The sequence below is a fragment of the Pseudomonas putida genome, assembly GCF_002906855.1.
GTDB classification, from domain to species: domain Bacteria; phylum Pseudomonadota; class Gammaproteobacteria; order Pseudomonadales; family Pseudomonadaceae; genus Aquipseudomonas; species Aquipseudomonas putida_N.
Window position 1 is genome coordinate 202,005 of record NZ_MINI01000048.1, and the last position, 17,855, is coordinate 219,859.

Consider the following 17,855-nt stretch of genomic DNA (forward strand, 5'->3'; position numbering starts at 1 on the left):
GGCCTGTACACTGGTGGTCTGCATATGCATAATTCACCTCACATGTTTTGTGTTTTGCAGAGAGCCGGGCCGCGAACCCGGCTTTTTTGTCTCTGCGATTTGGTGTCCCTTATGAGGGACTGGCGCCAGGGTCCCTAATTAGGGATCGGACGGTTACCTCGGCGCCGCGAACGGCACCACGTTGTTGCTCTTGGGCTTCCCCCGCTGGGCGAGGAAGTGCGTGGCCTTCTTCAGGATTTGCGCGGCCAGCTCGTCGGTGCTCACACCAACCTCCTCTGCCCAGGCCTCCAGGTCCGCGAAGTCACCCCTGCGGAACCGGGCTATCTCCACGTCGTGCTGCTGTACTGCTTCGTTTGCAGGCGACATTCGTCCTCCCCTGGACCTATTCAGGCCCTGGCCTTCTTCTCGTTGATCAGCGGCAGGTGGCCGTGCTCTTTCTTGAACGCCAGCGCGGCCAGGATAATTTCCCGTGCCAGCACGCTGTGCTGGGCCTTGAGCTCATGGGCGTACCCCTTCAGCTCGTTGAAGTCCTCGTCATCCAAGCGGACCTTGACCTGGTGGTCGTGGCGGTGTGCTTTGTCGTCGTAGGCCATCGGGTGATCCCCTGACTCGTGCTGTCGTTGAGGTTGAGATTTAAGAGGGCCTCCGCCCTACCCTGAAGAGTCCCTCGCAGAGGCCCTCATTGGGGCCACCAACTGCAGAACCCTGGCCTTTCGGCGGCCAACCACTGATAAAGCGCCACTGGCTACAGCTGCTTCGAACACCTGGTTCATCGCAGTGTTGAAGTCCCAGTTATTGGCCCTCATCAGCTCCTCTATTCGCTGCCGCACGTCTGGCGGCAGCTGATCAAGCTGTACGGTCATTTAGGCCTCCAAAGGGCCTTCAGCCCGCGATATCTTCTTGCTTGTCCTGCATCAGCTCCTCGATAACGCCGTTCGCTACGGCCCATTCGATGATTTCGTACAGATAGGTGGCGTGCTGCATGCGCGTCTTGCTCGCAGCCTTCCGGAGGATCCGGTCGAGCACTGGTTCAAACCGAACCTTCACCGGGATGGCGCGCTTCTGGCTGGGGTCTTGGTACATGCTGGTGTGGCTCCTTGCTTATGAAATTGGGTTACGCGGCGCCCTTGAGCGCTTTGCGAGCAAAAGGAATGAGATCAGGACGAAGGCCGGCAATAGTGATCTCGCCGTCCGACGCGTCCTGCAGTCGTTCAGCCAGGTCTACAGATGCCTTCCGATGACCACCTGCGAGCTGCCAGAGATGGCCGACAGTGGTCTTCGCTGCGGCTGCTACATCCCGCCGGCGCTCATTGGTGGCGGTAGCCAACCATTCACGGAGGTGATCATTCATGTGGGTTCTCCTTACACATATGGCGAAATTTAGCTCATGGCTAATGTTCGGGCAAGGATAATTTAGCTTTGCGCACATTTAGCACGAAGCTAAACACTGGCATTCTTCGCGCCATGGATATCTACGAAATTCGCAAGCACAACCTGGTCAAGCTGATCGGCAGCCAGAGAAAAGGGTCCTGCGCGGAGCGCTGGGGGATGGCTCCTGCGCACCTGAGCCAGATACTCTCCGACAAGACGGCGAAGAACCTGGGCGACGACGTAGCGCGCCGGATCGAGGAAGTTGAGAAGCTGCCACGAGGCTGGTTCGACTCGATCCCCTCGGGCGACGACGGGCAGCCACTGGCTGAAGCCGTGGACAGCAAGCTGTCGGCTGCTGATCTGGTAAAGCAGATGCTCGCGAAGAGCGGGAGAGGAATTCCTGAAGAGACTCGCCAGAGGCTACTGGCTGCGGCGGAGGAGCCAGTTCCTGCTGTCGCTCCAGCCGATAGCGGAGTAGTCAAGGCAGATTTCAACCGCCCCGGCCTGGTAGGTGATGAGGTCTGGATCGCCCACTATGACGTGCGTGGTGCCATGGGCGGCGGCGAGCAAACCCATGACTTCCCAGAAATGCTGCAAGACGTGCGCGTCAGTCCTCGGCACCTGCGTGAGCTGGGTGTTGAGTTCAAAGAGCACTACCACCTGAAGCTCGTCACCGGCTGGGGCCAGTCAATGGCGCCGACGATCAAGAACCGCGACCCGCTGATCGTGGATGTCAGCATCCGCGACTTCGCTGGCGATGGGATCTACTACTTCTCCTGGGGTGGGCACGAGTACATCAAGCGTTTGCAGATCGCGGACGAAGAGTACTTCGAGATGATCTCGGACAACCCTAAGCACAAGGATCGGATGATCCGACGGGAAGAGACCTACATCCAGGCTCGCGTACTACTCGTTTGGAATGCTCACTTAGTTTGATCAAGGGCTGCCGCAGACTTCGCCGGGAGGATTCGGCATCTTCAACTTCAATCGCGCTTCAAGGATGAATTATGTTAGGCAAGTCTATCGCAATCGTGCTGGCAGCCGCCTTGCCGCTCGCAGCAAGTGCAGCAAATCTCTACATACCGTCTGACCCAAAAGCCTCGTACACAATCTTGGATCGCGACAGCTCGGGAACAGAACGAACAATCACCACTAAACGAGAGGGGGCCAGCGGCACGAGCTATTCTCGGCGCCTGTACAACTGCGCAGAAAAGACCGTGAAGTATCTCGGAAGTGGCGAAACGATCGAGCAGATGCACGCCTCCAAGCCAGATCCTCGCATGGGTCCAATCATTGAAGGCTCAATTGCTGACTACGTTGGGGCAGAAGCTTGCCGCTAGAAGCGCTAACGCTACACCAGCACGCTCTCATGAGGATAACGTTTTGCTAGCGATTCTTAAGCGCCGTACTTTCGCGACCCTTTCGTGTGCAGTTCTTTGGTCGACCTTTTCTTATGCCGAGCCCAGTTTTCACGACTGGCTTACCGGCACCGCCGCAATGTGCAGCATCGACAGCCATTCGGCCTTCACGGATATGCTGCTGGCTAAGCGCGAACATGGTGAAAAAAGCAAGTCTTTCACAAGACAGGTCGAAAAGTCCTACGCGGCAGCCCAGAAATGCGTGGATGAGGTAAAGCCCAAGGGCAAGCAAAGACTGAAGGACGCGGTAGCTTTGATGCCATCTGACAAAAGAGAGTTTCAGGACTCCTACTCTGCATGGCTTGGCTACCTGGACTGGCTAAGCACGCCTCGCGAGTCTGGCGAATCCTCACCCGAGCAGATTCGATTTCAGCAGTCTATGAACGATTTACAAGCCGCCATGGACGCACGGTAAGTCCAGTGCGCTAGAAAGCCCGCTCGTTTAGCGGGCTTAAACACCATGATTAAAATGGCGCCTCCTCCTCCGCCTCAACCTCGCTGTCCTCCTCGATGATGAAGTCGTCTCGCTCTTGAATCGCGCTTCGCTCCCACCGGACGGTCACCGTGCCGTCGTCATTGAACGTCAGGTCCAGCTCGGGCACTTCAGCGATCAGCCCGATCACCTCCTCCCACTCTGCCTCCCCGTCCGTGTCCAGGCGATGGATCGTCACCCAGCGCTGCGTCTGTGCGATCGGGTGGTTGATCATCGACGACACCCTCAGGCTCAGCCTCTCTAGCCCGGTCATTTCCTGACGCTGCTTCGGCGCCGCTTTGTTCTGCTTGGACATAGTTCCATCTCCGAAAACTGTATATTCGTACAGTGATTTCAGAATCATAGCGCAGTGCTAAATCTCAGGTAAAGGCCCTGCTCAAGAACTCCAGCCTTGGAGGCGTTTTGTCGCTCGGCGAAAATAATTTAGCTCTGAGCTATTGACGATTCTTTAGCGCATGGCTAAATTTCACCCCAGGCAGTCACCAACCAGGGACTGCCGAGGCCCTCACCGGCCGCCGCTCTTTAACAACCAGATGAACGCCGAGCTGGCCGATGCATAGCCAGCGGACGTGCCGCGCAACGGTACGCAGCGATTCGACCTCATGTCGGCGCTGGGCATAGGAGACCTCATTCGGAGGGCGTAGCTGGAGAGGCTGCGTGGTGGCGAGTAAGCGTTTGGCCTTGGGACCATGATCCCGTGTCGCGCTGAAAATCACTGACGGGAAAGCGACCGTTGGCCTGTGCAAGAAAAGAGATTACCGGCCCGACGAGTGCGGGCCGGATGCTCTCCAGATGCCTCTGGTTAGAGGTATGCGGAAAGCACTATTTGCCTTTGCCGGACCCTGGCGAACCGCCGTGGAACACCTTCGTAGCCGAATAGAGAGTGTCACCCTCGCCTGGCTTGTATCGAGTCTTTCGCTCGTTCCTGCATCCCTCGCACATCACTGGGGGATTCACCCAATCAGCTCTGTAGCTGAACTTGGTTGTCTTGCAGAACCGGCAATTCGCGACGATCCAGCCGCTTTTTGGCTTCCTCGGTGGAGGCGGCTCGAATGGAGCAGGAATGGCGGGAGGATTCGCCTTTTCCATGGCTTGCTTGAGCTGCATCAGTACCGCGAGATTCTTCGGGTCCATGGCCTTCGCCTCTGATTTCACCTTGCCCGAGATTACCAGCGGCATAAAGCCATCACCAGCACCACGTATTCACTGAAGCACCTGGGCGACCGGGTGCTTTGGGAATCCACTGGAGGAACACGAGATGAACCGCAAGCAATTCCGCAAAGCCCGCGTCGCCGTGAAGTACGACCGCCTGAACAACACCTGCAACTGCCTCGTGCCTGGTTACGAGAAGGCGCTGATCCTTGAGCTGATGCACCGCCCGCGCTCCTGGTGATTTCACTCGCAGCCATTCCCACGAGTGGCTGCCGGGAAATCAATCGGATGCACGGAGCAATCACCAGATGAACCAGCAAACCTTGCAAGAGCTTCTCGCAGAACGCGTCGCCGCATACGCCCAGTCCGACCGCCCTCGTGAGCTGATCGACGAGGGCATCGAAAAGCTTTTTGCGGACGTAGTAAAAGACACGTTCCGCTCCTACGGCGACTTCGGCGGCGTCATCAAGGAGGCGGTTAAAGCCGCTCTGCCGGCCAACGTCTCGGATGTCTTCGAACTTCAGCGGTACAACGCTCTGGTTGCAAATGTCCTTCGCGAGCGCTGGCAGGCAGCAGCTTTGCAGTCCACCGTTTTGGAGCAGGCAGACAAGGTCATCAGCGAAGTCCTGGATGGCGAAGGGCTCATCACTGGTGAAATCTCATTGAAAGGCCTGCTTGATGAGTTCATTGCTGATCACAAAGATCAGGCCGCTGAGGAGCGGTGGAGTCGACCAGAAATTCGCTTCGAAGAAAGCGAGATCGCCTCGTCAACCTTCCTCTACATCGGCTTTGACCCAGAGCCTGAACAAAGCCGCGACCGTTTCATGTACAGCTCAGACAAGCGCAGCATCCATAGCCTGAAGCACTCGCTTCACATCCACATCCAAGGCGAGCGTGCGACCGAAGACCGGTTCAGACCGACAGAGCGATTCGGTGATGTTGTTGGCGCGAAGCTCGACGAAAAGAAGATCGCCGTCAACATGCGGGTTCGCTCGAAGTGGGAGCGAATGCTGGCGTCTCTGTATTTCGGCAGCGCCCTCTTGATCATCGATTGCGACGAAGACGAGTTCGACTACGGCTTCGACGACTGAACAACCAACGCCACGTCAGCATGACGATAAATGGCCGTCGGGAATCGCTGCGCAAGTTCGACGTTAAAGCACAGGCAGCGTGACAGCCGGAACAGACGGCCCGATCACCTCGCAAGAGGCTGCATCGGAGTGTGATCTGAATGCGCAGGCTGATGCGCAGCGACGCAGGCTAACAAGCGCGGCGCCGGCGGGCGAAAGCTGACCGGCTCGGTAGAACCTGACACTTCTCACGCAAGCCGGAGATCAGCGCCGGCCAGATCACACCCCGATGCATCCCGAAAACACTGAGCTGATCAGTGAGGCTGCCTGTCCATGCAGCCTGCTCCTAATGCCCTAATCCCGGCGGGTATCAGCAACGGGAATAGCACTGCTGCAACAGTGCGCACGGCGTCCGCTGTTCCACCAGCGGATCTGAACCACCTGCCTGCAGTGGGCCAAAAGCAGGCCCGATGTTCCCTTGGCGGGGTTCATCGGAAGCCACTCTGAACGCGAGTTGATCGCCGCGAATTGTGAGCGTGGGTAGCGTCTCGCCCCTTGGTGAGGTGTCCCGACACCCGGTTTGCCCCGGAGAGTGGCTCCCGATGCACCCGCATCCCCTTCCCTTCAATTCGACCGCATTGGCAGGCGCCAGGCCACCTTTCACGGTGGGTTTGGTCACCCGCGCCTGGCGTCTGGCCAATGCGGTTGGCTACCGAGGCTCACATGATGAACAAGCACACCCCTGGGCCTTGGGAGGTCCTGAACGAAACCGAGGTCTTCACCGGCCTTGGCGCCGACAGCGGCGATGGCGTGAAAGCACTCCCATCTGACGGCTGGATGATCGCTGATTGCGGCGACTGCGTGACCTTCACCGAGATCGTCCCGGCAGAGCTCGGCCGGAATCTGCGTAAGGCCAATGCCCGGCTGATCGCCGCCGCGCCTGAATTGCTGGCTGCGCTTGAGGCTGCAGTTGAGTGCGGAATGGCTCCAAGCTCTACAGCAAAGGACGGCGGCGCAAGTCGGCATGCTCGCCAAGTCGTTGTGGCTGACATGATCCGGGAAGCCATCGCCAAGGCCCGGGTGAAGCCATGAGCAACTGGATCAAGTGCAGCGACAGGCTGCCCGAGCTACAGGATGACTCTGTTCTCGCTTACGCCGACGGCACCTCACTGCACGCTGGGCGCCATGCCTGGCCAAAGGGCGGCATGGACATGGTGCACATCCAAGACTACTTCGGCGATGTCACCGCAGGGCTGGATGAAGCCGGCAACCAGCTCTACACGAAGATATACCTGAGCAACGGTGTCACCCACTGGCAGCCGCTCCCTTCTCCACCCACCGAGTAACCCACCACCTGGAGGCGACCATGGCTCGCGAGCATGAGCTTTACGCAGACAGCGCCCAGGCGCGCGAGGTTGATCGCCAGTACAGGCTGTTTGGCGATACCAGCTGGGCGGATCACCTCACCTCGAAGCAGGCCCGGGCGAACAACCAGGCCTGGAACGCAATGATCAGCGAGCGCGACGAGCGCCAGCGGATTGAAAGCCGCCGGGTGATCGCCTCGGCGCTCGACAAGATGGAAGCCATGTGCGGCTCAGGTGCCGCTCGGAGGACTGCATGAACAAAGGAACACGCGAGGAGGTGGTCGCCATCATCAACTCGCGATTCGAGGCCATCGACGCCTCGTTCAGTGAGGGGCTGCGCGGCGAGCTGACGATGGCTATCGACCTGGCCGGGCTTACCGGCGCGATCGATCTTCCCAAGCAGCGCGGCTACACGGAGCGCTTGAACCGGGCGATAGATCGCAACAGCAAGGCATTGCTGGTAGCGATCGGGAGGGTGGCATGACAACGCCTATCGTGATGTCGCTTATTGACGAGCAGGTTGCTGAGGCTGCGCACGCAGTTCCTGACGACCGAATCCTCATGGTGTTCAAAGGCCTGACCTTGGAAGACGCCATGAACCAGGCGCGCATGGCGCACATCGAGAATCCGGCGGCATGGTCGGGCCGGGCCTATCTCTGCGGTATGTGCACCCTGGCCTACGAGGTGCGGTCATGAAGTTGGTTGGCTGGAAATCAGGCGTTCCTGATAGTAACCGAGTAGTTCAAGTACTACGCCAACTCGACAACGGATCACGCGTTCGCTGGAGATGCCGATTCCACTCCCATGAGGCCCGGTGGGCTACTCATGACGGCGTATACATTGGCGGCGTGCTCGGCTGGAGGGAGCTGCAATGACCAGCCACCAGCGCGCCCGCCGCTTCGCCACCTGGCGCGGCAGCTTCATCGCCTTATCCCTCTGCACCGCTTGGATGCTCGCCAGCGCTTACGCCGGCTGTATCACCTCCTGAGGCAACCATGAACACAACACCCCGCCTGGCCGCCCAGCTCGACTGGATGACGGTCGGATCGTTCTCGCCTGAGCAGTACCAGGGCGACGAGCGCAAAGAGTACGAAGAAGAGGCCGCTCGCATTGAGCGGCAGTGGGACAACCAACCGAACTGAGGGCATCCCCATGTTCAAGAAAGCCGAACGCAAGCAGGCCAAGCTACGGCTGGCACTTGCTGGGCCATCCGGGTCTGGAAAGACCATGTCAGCGCTGCTCATGGCCAAGGGCCTGGGCGGCCGGATCGCAGTGATCGACACCGAGCATGGCAGCGCGTCGCTGTACGCCGACATTGCCGACTTCGACGTGCTCGAACTGCACGCGCCCTACTCGCCCGAGCGCTACGCGGAGGCGATCACCGCCGCGGAGCAGGCCGGCTATGGCGTGCTCATCATCGACAGCTACTCGCATGAGTGGACCGGCTCTGGCGGCTGCCTGGAGTCGAACGAGAAGCTCGCGCACCAGAAGTTTAAGGGCAACACCTGGGCGGCCTGGAACGAAACCACGCCGCGCCATCGCAAGCTGACGGACAAGATCCTGACCAGTCCGCTGCACATAATCTGCACCATGCGGAGCAAGACCGAGACGGTCCAGGGCGAAGGCAAGAAGATCCTCAAGCTCGGCATGAAGTCCGAGCAGCGAGACGGCACCGACTACGAGTTCACCGTGGTGCTAGACATCACCCACGACGGGCACGCCGCTATCGCCAGCAAGGACCGTACGAAGCTGTTCGACCAGCCTGAGGTGATCAGCGAGGACACCGGGCGGCGACTGCTGGCCTGGCTGAACGACGGCAAGTCGCAGGCCGACCTGCAGACCACAGCTCTGCAAGATGCTCTGTCGAAGATCCCGGTTACCGAGACAATGCAGGAGCTGCAGAGCGTGTACTCGGCGGCGTACCGGATCCTTGAGCAGTCACCCGACCATTTGGCGCAGCTGAATGCGGCCAAGGACCAACGCAAAGCAAAACTCGCGGAGAAAGCAGCATGAGAGGCGTCAACAAAGTCATCCTGGTAGGAACCTGCGGCCAGGATCCAGAGGTCCGCTACCTTCCCAATGGCAACGCGGTCACCAGCTTGAGCCTGGCCACCAGCGAGGCTTGGACAGACAAGCAGACCGGCCAGAAGGTCGAGAAGACCGAATGGCACCGCGTGGTGCTGTTCGGCAAGGTGGCGGAGATTGCCGGCGAGTATCTGCGCAAGGGTTCCCAGTGCTACATCGAGGGCAAGCTCAAGACTCGCGAATGGGAGAAGGACGGCATCAAGCGGTACAGCACCGAGGTGCACGTCGATATCAACGGCACCATGCAGCTGCTGGGTGGTCGGCAGGATAACCAGGGCGCCGGGCAGCAGCGGCGCCAGCCTCAGCAGCAACAGCCACACCAGCAGCATCGCCAGGCGCCCCAGCAGAACCAGCAAGCGGCACCGCCGGATAACTTCGACGACGACATCCCGTTCGCCCCGCTCCACCCTCTCGCAGGTGCATAGCCATGCCACTCGCAACCATCCTCGACATGCTCCAGCGCCGGAAGGAACTTGAGCATCACCTGCAGCTACTGTTCAACCGCAGCTGTCAGTGGGGCCGCGCTGAACGAGTACGCGGCGCCGCCACCATCGAGAACCTGACCCAGCAGCTGTTAGAACTCACCGAGCAGATCGACGCGGCGCGCGCGGCATGAGGCGGATCAACAACATGGTCCGCCGGCGCCGGCGGCAAGAACAGTTCCACCTACCGCCCAGCGGCCTCACGGAGCACCGAAATGCAGAAAGCACCTTCTGGAGTGGTAACCCTTCCGGCCTGGATGAATCGGCCGGTCAAGAAGCTGTACAACACCCGCAGCGGCGGCCAGTACCGGCCTGATGATGTGGCCCTGGCCTTCGCGCTGAGCCTGCGTCTGCACGACAGCGCCGATCACCTGCGCAGGCTGGCCCGGCGGTTGGTGGGCAAGGTCTGCCTGGAGCACCAGCCGAACATGAAGCGCCTGGCCCGCGAGCCGGACGACGCCAAAGTGTTCGACGCTGCGCTCAAGATCATCAACCGGGTGTGCGACCTGCTGGAGTACGCCCCGGGCACTCGCTTTGTGCGCAATGGAGGCGATGATGGCTCTGACGCAGCAGCAGCGTGACCAGCGCCGGCGCGAAAAGGCGGCAAGACTGCAGGAAGAAAACCTGCATTTAAAGGTTCGCTCAGGCACAAAGCGAACCCTTCTGGAGCTGATGGAGTGGGCCGGGATCGAGGAACAGGGCGAGGCGATGACGCTGATGATTCATCACATCGAGGCGCTTGGGCATCACGCACTTTTCAGGATCGCGCGCCACGAAATCGAAGCTCATCGAAACGTGGCGCGGACCGAGCCACTGCGGCTATCAGCCAGGAAGCGAACGGGCCAGCACCTGCGGGCGATATGCGGCTGGGCAGATGCCACATACAGCCAGATGATCGAATCGCTGATTCACGGCATCCACGCCCTGGGCAGGCTGCACGCGGCGAAGTTCCTCACCCCGCCGCGGCACCAGATCAGCATATCGCCGCGCCTGGCCCTGGCCTTCGATAGGAAGAGCATGCTGATGATTCAGCAAGACCCAGGCGACGAAGTCATTCCTCCAAGTCGGCTTCCAGAGGCGCCCCATGCTCTATGTAACCGAACCAATCGAATTGGCCAATCGTAGCTAGTGCTGTTGCGAGGATTTCGCGGCCAACTTCGTCGTGCTGCTCGACGCTTGGGCATAGCTCAAAGGTACAGCAGCAACTGTTGGAATCATAAAACAGTCGAATGACGCGCGATTGAAGCCCTTTTTTGGCTATCGCAACGCAGAAATTCAACATTTCAGCAAGCTCATATGCTTTGCCGTGTCTCGTACAGATCTCAATGCCGTGAGCGGTTAGTGCGTCTTCCGATACGGTGGATTCCCGCATTCCTTCTTCCTCAGCAGTTGGCTACCTAGAGCCTCTCGTAATACCCCATCCCAAACCAAATTGCCACCATGCCGCCGCCAGCACGGGGGCGGCGCATGCCCGGAGCACAACATGAAAGTCGAGACATCGACCGTCACCAAGCTGCTGATCACCGGCGCCGAAGGCCTGGACCCGATCAGCGTGTACCTGGAAGACTTCGCGCCCTGCAAAGGCAAGATCACCGTCAGCTGCTACGACAAAAGCTGGCACGCCTACTGGGGCGGCATGTGGGATGGACTGACTATCGGCCAGTTTTTCTGCAAGCTGCACGACGCCTACATCATCGGCTACTTCGATCGGTCGCTGAGCTCTCGCCGGTTCAGTGCTGAGGCGCTGGCGGACAAGGCACGGAAGGTCATCGTGCAGATGAGGCGTGACCGGGATCTGGATGCAGAAGACGCCCGGAGCCTGCTCGACGAGGCCGAGGATGTTCGCCACACCAGCTCGCTCGATGAGTGCGGCGGCGCCCACCGCGAGTTCATGCACCGCGTTTTCGGTGACGACTGGTGGAACCTGCCGGCTGATGCCATGGAGCGCAACCCCGACTGGGACTACCTCTGCCGCATCATCGCGACAGTGCAGCAGGCCCTGGCCAAGCAGTTCCCGATCGCCGACTGATCCTGCGGCGCTGCCCGCCAGCGATCGAACTACGTGTCTTGGCTGAAATGCAGAGCGACGGCCAGAACAGCAACAACCAGGACGACCTCAGCCACGAGGTACACGCCGTAAAAGTCTTCCGAGAACATTCCTGAGCTTCCGCGAGCAATTGTTGATCTTGTCTGCCGCGAAGCATTGCGTTTCGCGGTACAGAGCTCAGAGCAGAATCGCTTCTCAGAAGTTCATCAAAAACTCGGTGCTGACCGCCAACGCCTTCCCCTATTCAACGACAGGGTCGGCGCCCAGGCCTTTCCGGTAGCGGGCAATCGCAATGATCTGGCGCAGGCAGATGACCATGTCCTTCTTCAGGTGGTCGTCGGGCAGCCCTATCTTTTTCAGCATCGCCTGGGCTTCTTCCTCGATCGAGGCAAGGGCCTCGGTATCGCTTTTCAGTGTCATGGCGACCTCCACCAGGTCGAGTCGACCAAGAAGTGATAGCGCACCAGAACCACGAGCGCCACGCGGCGCCTTCCCCTATTCAACGATAACGCCTCCCCGGCGAGGGCGGCGCCTGCCTGGAGATCACCATGAGCACATTCGCAGTGTTCGGCATGACCCGTGATGTAGCCCTGGCCGAGGCCAAGAAGCGCGTCAAAACCAGCAAGCCTGGCAAGCCGGGCGGACCATCGATTCAGCTGACGCCAGCCCAGTGGGAAGAGGCAGTGGCCAAGTACGTCGACAAGCTCATGAGCGGCGAGAAGGTGAAGCAGCTCAGCAACATGTTCGACGCCCCCAGTACGCCCAGCAGTTCATCGACCTGGCCAAGCGCTCGGGCGAGTGCCGCGACCTGCGAATTCGGGCCCGCTGCGCCATGACCGACGCGAAGGGCAATCCCATCATGAACCCCAAGACCAAGATGCCAAGGATCGGTTGGTCCGACTGGCAGCCTGAATCGAAAGCCGCATGACTCGAGGTATCCCATGCCCACAGAAAACCGATCCAGCAACACAGAGATGGTCAGCGTGCCGCCATACATTGGCCTGGAGCCGCTGGTTGGTCGTTATTACCCCGCCCAATGCCGCCGCTGCGGCTGGCTTGGCAGCTCCGAAGAGTTGACCGAGGACGATGCGCAGTGCACGCGCGACATTGGCGACCGCCTGTGCCTGGGCGACTGCGACGAACTTGAGCGCCATGATCTGCTGAACATCATCCAGGCCATGGCAGCCCCGCAGCCCCACGCCGAGCCGATAGCGTGGATGGTTGGTACTGCCTTCTGGTGGACCAAAGAAGAAGCTGAGCGGGATGCGGAAGCGACTGGGCTGCCGATTGTTGGCCTGGGGCCGATGACCAATACCAGTGAGGTCGAGCGGATGAACAAAGCCACCGCTTTCGTCCAAAGGCTGGTCGATTGCTCGGGCACCCAGCCCAGCGTGGCCACGGGCTACCTGCGCGACATCCTGGATGAACTCAAGGGAAACACAAAGCCGAGTGCACCTGTTGATCTCGATGAGCGGGCTGCCTTCGAGCATCACCACCGGGTCTGCGACCTGGTACGCGACGAAGACTGCCCCGATTACTACCGGAACCAAAGCGTTCAGGACTCTTGGGAGGGCTGGCAAGCTCGCGCCGAGCAGGAGGTCCGGCCATGAAAATCCACTGGGCCGCCCACATCGACTACGACCACGACGGCAACGATCACGAACACTTCTCGGCCTGCGGCGTAGGCCGTGGCCGCCGTGATGGCGAGGAATGGGAATCAGCGCGGTTCAAGTCCGAAGTCACCTGCAAGACCTGCCTGAAGGTCATCGCAAAGCAAGCGCTCAAGCCATCCTGACCCAATGAGTACAAATGTACTCCTGCCATCTGTAACCCCTCTCCCCTCTATTCACTGCCGCGATATGGCGGCCAAGGCCAACCCATGGAAATCGTTCCGAGCACGACGGAGCGGGGCTTTGCCCTGCTTGAGTTTTCTGACCTTTACGGCGCGCGCTGCAACGTCCAGTTGAGCAGCTTGGCAGAGCGCGCTGCCATCTGGCTCGGCGTCGAGAACGCTGAACCACAGATCATGGCCAGCCAGGCCGCTGCCCTCGGTGTGCAAACCAAGGAAACCGTGGGCTGGGTGCCCTACCCAATCCCCGACCAGGTGTTGCTGACCACCCGCATGCACTTGAGTAGGGAGCAGGTCGCCGCCCTCCTCCCTGTCCTTCAGCGCTTCGCAGCTACCGGAGAAGTTCGAGCATGACCAATCAAGTGAAGGAGCGCCCAATCCTGTTCAGTGCGCCGATGGTGCGCGCCATCCTGGAGGGCCGGAAGACGGTCACACGCCGGCCAGTGAAAGGCGGTCAGATCCCACGCCTGGAGTATCCGGACAGCCCGGAACCTTGGGTTGCCGTAGGCCAGCATCACCCGCGTTACGGCTTTGTCGTCTACGGCAGAACTGAGCAGGAGTGCGCTGTAAAGGTGGGTGAAATTGGTGCCTGCCCATTTGGCGAGCCGGGTGACCGCCTGTGGGTGCGCGAAGCCTGGGCAGCTGACGCCCAGCTCGATGGGATTGCACCTCGCGATCTCAGCCAGGGCGAGCCGATCATGTACCCGGCAGACGGAAGCGTACGGCAGACAGGATGCGCAATGGTCTCGCAGGGCCGAGGCCGCCCCTCGATCCACATGCCCCGCTGGGCCAGCCGAATCCTGCTGGAAATCACAGCAGTGCGCGTCGAGCGCCTGCAGGAGATCACCGAAGAGCAGGCGCGGTCCGAGGGGATGCTCTCTTGGACCTTCGAGGAATGCGACGGTGACCCGCGTCTGGGTGGTCATCCTCACACAACCACCAACTGGCACTGGGAGCCGCAGGAAAACGAGTGCGACGGGTACGGCTGCGCGGAGTATGCCTTCGCAAGCTTGTGGAAGGCCATCAACGGCGAATCCGCATGGGACGCTAACCCATGGGTCTGGGTCGTCGAGTTCAAGGCGATAGATCCGGATGCTGCGGGATGCGATTACCACGGCAGTCACTTCGGCGCGCCGTATCCCGACGCCCAGTGTGTCGATGGCTTCCTGTGGGATGAGGACAGCTGCGATGTGCCGGGCGGACCACTGCTGAGCGGCGGCGACATCCCCTGCCCGAAGTGCAACGCAGAGGCCTACACCGAACACCTGCGCGAGGCCAACCAATGACCCGCCTAGCCCTCTGCCTCCTGCTGCTGGCCACCGGCGCCAGCGCAACCGATAACGTCATCGACGTGCAGCACGACATCCAGCGCGGCGTCACCTGCTACCTGCTCAACGGGGTCGGCATCAGCTGCATCCCCGACAGCCAGCTGCAGGCCGGCAACCAGCGCCAGCTCTCCCCGCACGAAACACAACCCGAACCTACACCCGCACTGGCGCCTGGGCGCTGGATTGATGAGAGGTATCAACTGTGAAGATTGGAAAGCTGTTCCTTGGACTGAGGTGGTGCTACGGCGGCAAAGAGGAAGCCGTTGTCGCCAGCTGGGCGCTGAAATGTGGCTACTGGCGCTGGGCGGTCTGGTGGAGAAAGCCAAAGAAGGCGCTGTGCCTCCCGGCCTTCGGACCGTCCATGGCTGCAGGCACTCGGTACGTAGTTGGCCAAGGCCACTTCGGGGCCTGGGCACGACTCCCGCTGATCGGCTCGTTCTCCATCTCAACCCAGCCGCCCTACCCGAAGCAGGTGACGCCATGACCGACCTGATCGAAGTGAAGACGGCGGACCTGGTCGGTCACGCCCTCGACTGGGCCGTCGCCCAGGCTGAAGGCCTTGAGGTTTTCCTGGTAGGCCCTCAGTACAACGTGCCGAGGCGCGTGTTCTGGAAGAAGCGCGGCCAGGCACTTGAGTGGGATGTGCTCTACAACCCGCACGAAGACTGGGCGCTGGGCGGCGAGCTGATCGAGAAGTATGCCGCCATGGTCCGTGGTTTTCCGAACCAGATGTACCAAACCCTGGCTATCGCACGAGTCCGTATCAGCGGGGCCTTGGCCTGGCGATCTGGGAAGACACCACTTATTGCGCTGTGCCGCGCCATCGTCGCCGCCAAGCTCGGCGATACCGTCCAGGTGCCCAAGGAGCTGATGCCATGACCGAAGTCTACCGCTACAAGGTCGTCAAGATGCTTTCCGAGAGCGGCAACCGCATCAGCTACGACCCGCATGGTCCTTATGTCGTGATGGCAGAGGCCTACGACCAGCTCAAGGCCGAATGCGAGGCGCTGCGCAAGGATGCCGAGCGGTATCAGCTCATTAAGGAGTGTCCAATCCGAACGATGGTGGTCCTGGCACGCAAGGCGAACGAACTGGATTTCGATCTGGATACCGAGTGTGATCGGGTTATGGCGCTAATCGCCATGACCAAGGAGGCCCAGCCATGATCCTGCCCCTGATGTACATGACCTACCTGATCTACAGGGGGCCGCGATGAGCAAGAACTGCAACTCATGCAAATGGCTGGAGTGGGTTGACGGTGAAAGCGAGTCGGACACCGGATTCACATGCAACAAGCGCCATCAGCAGATGTGGGCCGACGGCCGCGAGCAAGAGTTGCTCGACAACCTGGAGCGCGACGATTACCGCGCGCGCTACAAACGCTGCTTCGAACCAGAAGCCTAACCCCTCCCCCTACAACTCAAGCCCGCCGACATGCGCGGGCATGGAGAGCCACGCCATGACGAAAGAAGAATTGGCCGGTCTGCCCGAGAAGGTGCGCATTGCCACCGAGGCTGGCAAAGCGGCCGCAGCGGCCTGCACCAATGATGGCGGCAGCGCCAACTTAGACCGCGTAGTGATTCCGGTGCCGGGCCTTCGTGCCAGCCAGCTGCAGGGTCTGCCCGGCTATGTGCAAAAGAAAAGCCGGTACCACCAGCAAGGCGTGCACCTTAATACGCCTTGGCCAGGCATCGGCAATCAGCACAGCGCTGGCGTGCAAGCGATGCAAGCCTCGCTCAAGGCTCAGGGCGTCAACTGCTACGTCTACTACCAGGTCGACTGACCACCAACCTGCCGCCACCGGCGGCGTGGAGACCATCATGTGCAAAGTCACCCTCGACGAATGGGCGCACGATCACTTCAGAACGCCGCCCAGCAGCAACACCCTTCGCCGTTGGGCCCGCGAGGGCCTGATCACCCCGGCCCCGATCAAGCACGGCCGCAGCTACTATGTTGAAGCTGATGCCTGCTACCGGGAGCCCGAACCGCTGCCCCGCGTTCCTGTGGGCAGCTCTCTTGTCAATCGAATTGCGAGTGCACGATATGGCGCCCAGGCCGCGTAAACCTGGATCAAAGGACCTACCGCCTAACCTCTACAGAAAGACCGACAAGCGAAACGGGGTCACCTACTACACGTACCGAGACCCTGTGAGCAACCGGATGTTTGGCCTGGGCAGTGACAAGGCCAAGGCGATCGCGGAAGCGGTCGCCGCCAATATGGCGCTTCAGGTTGCCCCGCCCACGCTCTCAGCTCGCATGGCTCCGGAACCGGTGACGCCTGGCCGAAACTTCCGCGAATGGATCGTCGAGTATCGGGATATTCTGAAGGATCGCGAGCTTTCTGAGTCCAGTATGCGCAACCTTCACATGCGCTTGAATCGGATCGAGAAAGCCTTCGGCGATCGGAGTATACGCTCGCTGACCACCATGGACATCGCCGATTACCTGGCGACCTACGTCAAAGAGGGCAAAGCGCAGATGGCCAGGGTCATGCGCTCTCTTCTTCGTGACCTCTTTATGGAAGCCATGGCCAGGGGATGGGTCGACACCAACCCTGTCGAAGCCACCAGAGCCGCACGGGTGAAGATCAAGCGCCAGCGCCTGACGCTCGAGTTGTGGAAAGCGATCTACGAAGAGGCGGCACAGCCCTGGCTCAAGCGCGCCATGGAACTCGCCCTTATAACCGGGCAGCGCCGAGAAGACATTGCTTCATTCGTTTTCAAGGATGAAGTGGACGGATTCCTGCAGGTAGTCCAATCGAAGACGGGGGCCAGGGTGAGGATCAGCACCAGCGTAACGCTGGAATGCATCAGTCTGAGCCTGGGTGAAGTGATACGGCGTTGCCGGGATCGGGTGCTGTCGAAGCACCTGGTGCACCATCACCGGACAATCAGCCGCGCAAAGGCGGGTACTCCCGTCATGCTCGACACAATCAGCAAAGAGTTCGCTGCAGCTCGAGACCGGGCAGCGGAGAAACTTGGCCTCGACCTAGGCGCCAGCCCGCCAACCTTCCATGAACAGCGGTCGCTGGCAGCGCGCCTGCACGAGGATGAAGGCCGAGACGCACAGCGACTGCTGGGTCACCGTTCGGCCAAGATGACCGATCTATACCGCGACAGCCGTGGCGCTGAGTGGATCGATGTCGCATAATCCTGCGACTAATTTTAGGGAGATATTGGGGAGGTTTTGGGGAGGA

General features: G+C 60.3%; 35 protein-coding genes. 28 read left to right on the forward strand and 7 right to left on the reverse strand.

Going from position 1 to position 17,855, the window contains the following annotated elements:
- Positions 1 to 153: 153 nt before the first annotated feature.
- The 4 genes from BGP85_RS23585 to BGP85_RS23605 form a co-directional block, all read right to left on the reverse strand.
- On the reverse strand, positions 154 to 366 hold the full coding sequence (locus tag BGP85_RS23585; protein ID WP_103445375.1) for a hypothetical protein: 213 nt from the start codon (positions 364 to 366) through the stop codon (positions 154 to 156).
- 20 nt (positions 367 to 386) lie between these two features.
- Entirely contained in the window at positions 387 to 593 is a 207-nt protein-coding gene (locus BGP85_RS23590) for a hypothetical protein (RefSeq protein WP_103445376.1), read from the reverse strand.
- A gap of 289 nt (positions 594 to 882) precedes the next feature.
- Entirely contained in the window at positions 883 to 1,083 is a 201-nt protein-coding gene (locus BGP85_RS23600) for a hypothetical protein (RefSeq protein ID WP_103445378.1), read from the reverse strand.
- A gap of 31 nt (positions 1,084 to 1,114) precedes the next feature.
- Positions 1,115 to 1,351, reverse strand: a complete 237-nt coding sequence (locus BGP85_RS23605; protein WP_027919779.1) for a hypothetical protein — start codon at positions 1,349 to 1,351, stop codon at positions 1,115 to 1,117.
- A gap of 113 nt (positions 1,352 to 1,464) precedes the next feature.
- Here BGP85_RS23605 and BGP85_RS23610 point away from each other — a divergent pair, with 113 nt between their 5' ends.
- Positions 1,465 to 2,307 (forward strand): S24 family peptidase, encoded by an 843-nt coding sequence (locus BGP85_RS23610; RefSeq protein ID WP_103446223.1) that lies wholly within the window; start codon positions 1,465 to 1,467, stop codon positions 2,305 to 2,307.
- 447 nt (positions 2,308 to 2,754) lie between these two features.
- Complete coding sequence (locus tag BGP85_RS23620) at positions 2,755 to 3,204, forward strand: hypothetical protein (protein ID WP_103445380.1); 450 nt, start codon at positions 2,755 to 2,757, stop codon at positions 3,202 to 3,204.
- A gap of 49 nt (positions 3,205 to 3,253) precedes the next feature.
- Here the strand turns inward: BGP85_RS23620 and BGP85_RS23625 are convergent, their stop codons facing one another.
- Both BGP85_RS23625 and BGP85_RS23630 read right to left on the reverse strand, forming a co-directional pair.
- A complete protein-coding gene (locus tag BGP85_RS23625) occupies positions 3,254 to 3,577 on the reverse strand; it encodes a DUF1654 domain-containing protein (RefSeq protein ID WP_103445381.1) in 324 nt (107 codons plus the stop codon).
- A gap of 527 nt (positions 3,578 to 4,104) precedes the next feature.
- The gene (locus tag BGP85_RS23630; RefSeq protein WP_103445382.1) at positions 4,105 to 4,461 is read right to left on the reverse strand and encodes a hypothetical protein; all 357 of its coding nucleotides are present in this window, start codon (positions 4,459 to 4,461) and stop codon (positions 4,105 to 4,107) included.
- A gap of 79 nt (positions 4,462 to 4,540) precedes the next feature.
- Between BGP85_RS23630 and BGP85_RS29385 the strand changes: the two genes are divergently transcribed.
- From BGP85_RS29385 to BGP85_RS23690, 14 genes are all read left to right on the forward strand, one after another.
- A complete protein-coding gene (locus BGP85_RS29385) occupies positions 4,541 to 4,675 on the forward strand; it encodes a hypothetical protein (protein ID WP_258035825.1) in 135 nt (44 codons plus the stop codon).
- 67 nt (positions 4,676 to 4,742) lie between these two features.
- Positions 4,743 to 5,525: a hypothetical protein gene (locus BGP85_RS23635; protein WP_103445383.1), complete on the forward strand. Its 783-nt coding sequence runs from the start codon at positions 4,743 to 4,745 to the stop codon at positions 5,523 to 5,525.
- 702 nt (positions 5,526 to 6,227) lie between these two features.
- Positions 6,228 to 6,596: a hypothetical protein gene (locus BGP85_RS23640; RefSeq protein ID WP_146048998.1), complete on the forward strand. Its 369-nt coding sequence runs from the start codon at positions 6,228 to 6,230 to the stop codon at positions 6,594 to 6,596.
- Positions 6,593 to 6,850, forward strand: coding sequence for a DUF551 domain-containing protein (locus tag BGP85_RS23645; RefSeq protein ID WP_103445385.1), 258 nt, complete (start codon positions 6,593 to 6,595; stop codon positions 6,848 to 6,850). Before BGP85_RS23640 ends, BGP85_RS23645 begins: the two co-directional genes overlap by 4 nt.
- Before the next feature lie 20 nt (positions 6,851 to 6,870).
- Positions 6,871 to 7,125: a hypothetical protein gene (locus tag BGP85_RS23650; protein ID WP_103445386.1), complete on the forward strand. Its 255-nt coding sequence runs from the start codon at positions 6,871 to 6,873 to the stop codon at positions 7,123 to 7,125.
- On the forward strand, positions 7,122 to 7,352 hold the full coding sequence (locus BGP85_RS23655) for a hypothetical protein (protein WP_103445387.1): 231 nt from the start codon (positions 7,122 to 7,124) through the stop codon (positions 7,350 to 7,352). The genes BGP85_RS23650 and BGP85_RS23655 overlap by 4 nt, the downstream gene beginning before the upstream one ends.
- Positions 7,349 to 7,564: a hypothetical protein gene (locus tag BGP85_RS23660; RefSeq protein ID WP_103445388.1), complete on the forward strand. Its 216-nt coding sequence runs from the start codon at positions 7,349 to 7,351 to the stop codon at positions 7,562 to 7,564. Before BGP85_RS23655 ends, BGP85_RS23660 begins: the two co-directional genes overlap by 4 nt.
- 299 nt (positions 7,565 to 7,863) lie before the next feature.
- On the forward strand, positions 7,864 to 8,010 hold the full coding sequence (locus BGP85_RS29005; protein WP_181004455.1) for a hypothetical protein: 147 nt from the start codon (positions 7,864 to 7,866) through the stop codon (positions 8,008 to 8,010).
- A gap of 10 nt (positions 8,011 to 8,020) precedes the next feature.
- Positions 8,021 to 8,881: an ATP-binding protein gene (locus BGP85_RS23665; protein WP_103445389.1), complete on the forward strand. Its 861-nt coding sequence runs from the start codon at positions 8,021 to 8,023 to the stop codon at positions 8,879 to 8,881.
- Positions 8,878 to 9,378 (forward strand): single-stranded DNA-binding protein, encoded by a 501-nt coding sequence (locus tag BGP85_RS23670; RefSeq protein WP_103445390.1) that lies wholly within the window; start codon positions 8,878 to 8,880, stop codon positions 9,376 to 9,378. The genes BGP85_RS23665 and BGP85_RS23670 overlap by 4 nt, the downstream gene beginning before the upstream one ends.
- A gap of 2 nt (positions 9,379 to 9,380) precedes the next feature.
- Positions 9,381 to 9,569: a hypothetical protein gene (locus BGP85_RS23675; RefSeq protein WP_103445391.1), complete on the forward strand. Its 189-nt coding sequence runs from the start codon at positions 9,381 to 9,383 to the stop codon at positions 9,567 to 9,569.
- 81 nt (positions 9,570 to 9,650) lie between these two features.
- Entirely contained in the window at positions 9,651 to 10,016 is a 366-nt protein-coding gene (locus BGP85_RS23680; protein ID WP_103445392.1) for a DUF7740 domain-containing protein, read from the forward strand.
- The gene (locus tag BGP85_RS23685) at positions 9,991 to 10,560 is read left to right on the forward strand and encodes a hypothetical protein (RefSeq protein WP_103445393.1); all 570 of its coding nucleotides are present in this window, start codon (positions 9,991 to 9,993) and stop codon (positions 10,558 to 10,560) included. Before BGP85_RS23680 ends, BGP85_RS23685 begins: the two co-directional genes overlap by 26 nt.
- A 358-nt stretch (positions 10,561 to 10,918) precedes the next feature.
- Positions 10,919 to 11,464 (forward strand): hypothetical protein, encoded by a 546-nt coding sequence (locus tag BGP85_RS23690; protein ID WP_103445394.1) that lies wholly within the window; start codon positions 10,919 to 10,921, stop codon positions 11,462 to 11,464.
- A gap of 258 nt (positions 11,465 to 11,722) precedes the next feature.
- Here the strand turns inward: BGP85_RS23690 and BGP85_RS23695 are convergent, their stop codons facing one another.
- A complete protein-coding gene (locus BGP85_RS23695) occupies positions 11,723 to 11,902 on the reverse strand; it encodes a hypothetical protein (protein WP_103445395.1) in 180 nt (59 codons plus the stop codon).
- Between the two features lie 128 nt (positions 11,903 to 12,030).
- On the opposite strand from BGP85_RS23695, the gene BGP85_RS23700 reads away from it, so the two are divergent.
- The 12 genes from BGP85_RS23700 to BGP85_RS23760 all read left to right on the forward strand — a co-directional run bounded on the left by BGP85_RS23700 (position 12,031) and on the right by BGP85_RS23760 (position 17,809).
- A complete protein-coding gene (locus BGP85_RS23700; RefSeq protein ID WP_258035826.1) occupies positions 12,031 to 12,318 on the forward strand; it encodes a hypothetical protein in 288 nt (95 codons plus the stop codon).
- Positions 12,319 to 12,423: 105 nt separating this feature from the next.
- Entirely contained in the window at positions 12,424 to 13,092 is a 669-nt protein-coding gene (locus tag BGP85_RS23705) for a hypothetical protein (protein WP_146048999.1), read from the forward strand.
- Positions 13,089 to 13,277, forward strand: a complete 189-nt coding sequence (locus BGP85_RS23710; protein ID WP_103445397.1) for a hypothetical protein — start codon at positions 13,089 to 13,091, stop codon at positions 13,275 to 13,277. Before BGP85_RS23705 ends, BGP85_RS23710 begins: the two co-directional genes overlap by 4 nt.
- A gap of 84 nt (positions 13,278 to 13,361) precedes the next feature.
- Complete coding sequence (locus BGP85_RS23715) at positions 13,362 to 13,685, forward strand: hypothetical protein (RefSeq protein ID WP_103445398.1); 324 nt, start codon at positions 13,362 to 13,364, stop codon at positions 13,683 to 13,685.
- The gene (locus BGP85_RS23720) at positions 13,682 to 14,617 is read left to right on the forward strand and encodes a hypothetical protein (RefSeq protein WP_103445399.1); all 936 of its coding nucleotides are present in this window, start codon (positions 13,682 to 13,684) and stop codon (positions 14,615 to 14,617) included. The genes BGP85_RS23715 and BGP85_RS23720 overlap by 4 nt, the downstream gene beginning before the upstream one ends.
- Positions 14,614 to 14,865: a hypothetical protein gene (locus BGP85_RS23725; protein WP_103445400.1), complete on the forward strand. Its 252-nt coding sequence runs from the start codon at positions 14,614 to 14,616 to the stop codon at positions 14,863 to 14,865. The genes BGP85_RS23720 and BGP85_RS23725 overlap by 4 nt, the downstream gene beginning before the upstream one ends.
- 274 nt (positions 14,866 to 15,139) lie before the next feature.
- Positions 15,140 to 15,538, forward strand: a complete 399-nt coding sequence (locus tag BGP85_RS23735; RefSeq protein ID WP_103445402.1) for a phage protein NinX family protein — start codon at positions 15,140 to 15,142, stop codon at positions 15,536 to 15,538.
- Entirely contained in the window at positions 15,535 to 15,825 is a 291-nt protein-coding gene (locus BGP85_RS23740) for a hypothetical protein (protein ID WP_103445403.1), read from the forward strand. Before BGP85_RS23735 ends, BGP85_RS23740 begins: the two co-directional genes overlap by 4 nt.
- 46 nt (positions 15,826 to 15,871) lie before the next feature.
- The gene (locus BGP85_RS23745; RefSeq protein WP_103445404.1) at positions 15,872 to 16,063 is read left to right on the forward strand and encodes a hypothetical protein; all 192 of its coding nucleotides are present in this window, start codon (positions 15,872 to 15,874) and stop codon (positions 16,061 to 16,063) included.
- Between the two features lie 55 nt (positions 16,064 to 16,118).
- The gene (locus tag BGP85_RS23750) at positions 16,119 to 16,442 is read left to right on the forward strand and encodes a hypothetical protein (RefSeq protein ID WP_103445405.1); all 324 of its coding nucleotides are present in this window, start codon (positions 16,119 to 16,121) and stop codon (positions 16,440 to 16,442) included.
- A 37-nt stretch (positions 16,443 to 16,479) separates the two neighbouring features.
- On the forward strand, positions 16,480 to 16,722 hold the full coding sequence (locus BGP85_RS23755) for an excisionase (RefSeq protein ID WP_103445406.1): 243 nt from the start codon (positions 16,480 to 16,482) through the stop codon (positions 16,720 to 16,722).
- Complete coding sequence (locus tag BGP85_RS23760; RefSeq protein ID WP_103445407.1) at positions 16,703 to 17,809, forward strand: phage integrase Arm DNA-binding domain-containing protein; 1,107 nt, start codon at positions 16,703 to 16,705, stop codon at positions 17,807 to 17,809. Before BGP85_RS23755 ends, BGP85_RS23760 begins: the two co-directional genes overlap by 20 nt.
- The last annotated feature ends 46 nt before the right edge of the window (positions 17,810 to 17,855 follow it).

Bases quoted from the DNA above. Each gene is read 5' to 3' on its own strand.
- BGP85_RS23705 (WP_146048999.1), top strand. From the start codon at position 12,424: ATGCCCACAGAAAACCGATCCAGCAACACAGAGATGGTCAGCGTGCCG.
- BGP85_RS23605 (WP_027919779.1), bottom strand. From the start codon at position 1,351: ATGAATGATCACCTCCGTGAATGGTTGGCTACCGCCACCAATGAGCGC.
- BGP85_RS23630 (WP_103445382.1), bottom strand. From the start codon at position 4,461: ATGCCGCTGGTAATCTCGGGCAAGGTGAAATCAGAGGCGAAGGCCATG.
- BGP85_RS23685 (WP_103445393.1), top strand. From the start codon at position 9,991: ATGGCTCTGACGCAGCAGCAGCGTGACCAGCGCCGGCGCGAAAAGGCG.
- BGP85_RS23665 (WP_103445389.1), top strand. From the start codon at position 8,021: ATGTTCAAGAAAGCCGAACGCAAGCAGGCCAAGCTACGGCTGGCACTT.
- BGP85_RS23675 (WP_103445391.1), top strand. From the start codon at position 9,381: ATGCCACTCGCAACCATCCTCGACATGCTCCAGCGCCGGAAGGAACTT.
- BGP85_RS23650 (WP_103445386.1), top strand. From the start codon at position 6,871: ATGGCTCGCGAGCATGAGCTTTACGCAGACAGCGCCCAGGCGCGCGAG.
- BGP85_RS23700 (WP_258035826.1), top strand. From the start codon at position 12,031: ATGAGCACATTCGCAGTGTTCGGCATGACCCGTGATGTAGCCCTGGCC.
- BGP85_RS23680 (WP_103445392.1), top strand. From the start codon at position 9,651: ATGCAGAAAGCACCTTCTGGAGTGGTAACCCTTCCGGCCTGGATGAAT.
- BGP85_RS23695 (WP_103445395.1), bottom strand. From the start codon at position 11,902: ATGACACTGAAAAGCGATACCGAGGCCCTTGCCTCGATCGAGGAAGAA.
- BGP85_RS23670 (WP_103445390.1), top strand. From the start codon at position 8,878: ATGAGAGGCGTCAACAAAGTCATCCTGGTAGGAACCTGCGGCCAGGAT.
- BGP85_RS23645 (WP_103445385.1), top strand. From the start codon at position 6,593: ATGAGCAACTGGATCAAGTGCAGCGACAGGCTGCCCGAGCTACAGGAT.
- BGP85_RS23585 (WP_103445375.1), bottom strand. From the start codon at position 366: ATGTCGCCTGCAAACGAAGCAGTACAGCAGCACGACGTGGAGATAGCC.
- BGP85_RS23635 (WP_103445383.1), top strand. From the start codon at position 4,743: ATGAACCAGCAAACCTTGCAAGAGCTTCTCGCAGAACGCGTCGCCGCA.
- BGP85_RS23750 (WP_103445405.1), top strand. From the start codon at position 16,119: ATGACGAAAGAAGAATTGGCCGGTCTGCCCGAGAAGGTGCGCATTGCC.
- BGP85_RS23625 (WP_103445381.1), bottom strand. From the start codon at position 3,577: ATGTCCAAGCAGAACAAAGCGGCGCCGAAGCAGCGTCAGGAAATGACC.
- BGP85_RS23735 (WP_103445402.1), top strand. From the start codon at position 15,140: ATGACCGACCTGATCGAAGTGAAGACGGCGGACCTGGTCGGTCACGCC.
- BGP85_RS23760 (WP_103445407.1), top strand. From the start codon at position 16,703: ATGGCGCCCAGGCCGCGTAAACCTGGATCAAAGGACCTACCGCCTAAC.
- BGP85_RS23655 (WP_103445387.1), top strand. From the start codon at position 7,122: ATGAACAAAGGAACACGCGAGGAGGTGGTCGCCATCATCAACTCGCGA.
- BGP85_RS23720 (WP_103445399.1), top strand. From the start codon at position 13,682: ATGACCAATCAAGTGAAGGAGCGCCCAATCCTGTTCAGTGCGCCGATG.
- BGP85_RS23660 (WP_103445388.1), top strand. From the start codon at position 7,349: ATGACAACGCCTATCGTGATGTCGCTTATTGACGAGCAGGTTGCTGAG.
- BGP85_RS23755 (WP_103445406.1), top strand. From the start codon at position 16,480: ATGTGCAAAGTCACCCTCGACGAATGGGCGCACGATCACTTCAGAACG.
- BGP85_RS23690 (WP_103445394.1), top strand. From the start codon at position 10,919: ATGAAAGTCGAGACATCGACCGTCACCAAGCTGCTGATCACCGGCGCC.
- BGP85_RS23745 (WP_103445404.1), top strand. From the start codon at position 15,872: ATGAGCAAGAACTGCAACTCATGCAAATGGCTGGAGTGGGTTGACGGT.
- BGP85_RS23715 (WP_103445398.1), top strand. From the start codon at position 13,362: ATGGAAATCGTTCCGAGCACGACGGAGCGGGGCTTTGCCCTGCTTGAG.
- BGP85_RS23725 (WP_103445400.1), top strand. From the start codon at position 14,614: ATGACCCGCCTAGCCCTCTGCCTCCTGCTGCTGGCCACCGGCGCCAGC.
- BGP85_RS23610 (WP_103446223.1), top strand. From the start codon at position 1,465: ATGGATATCTACGAAATTCGCAAGCACAACCTGGTCAAGCTGATCGGC.
- BGP85_RS23600 (WP_103445378.1), bottom strand. From the start codon at position 1,083: ATGTACCAAGACCCCAGCCAGAAGCGCGCCATCCCGGTGAAGGTTCGG.
- BGP85_RS23710 (WP_103445397.1), top strand. From the start codon at position 13,089: ATGAAAATCCACTGGGCCGCCCACATCGACTACGACCACGACGGCAAC.
- BGP85_RS23640 (WP_146048998.1), top strand. From the start codon at position 6,228: ATGATGAACAAGCACACCCCTGGGCCTTGGGAGGTCCTGAACGAAACC.
- BGP85_RS23740 (WP_103445403.1), top strand. From the start codon at position 15,535: ATGACCGAAGTCTACCGCTACAAGGTCGTCAAGATGCTTTCCGAGAGC.
- BGP85_RS29005 (WP_181004455.1), top strand. From the start codon at position 7,864: ATGAACACAACACCCCGCCTGGCCGCCCAGCTCGACTGGATGACGGTC.
- BGP85_RS29385 (WP_258035825.1), top strand. From the start codon at position 4,541: ATGAACCGCAAGCAATTCCGCAAAGCCCGCGTCGCCGTGAAGTACGAC.
- BGP85_RS23590 (WP_103445376.1), bottom strand. From the start codon at position 593: ATGGCCTACGACGACAAAGCACACCGCCACGACCACCAGGTCAAGGTC.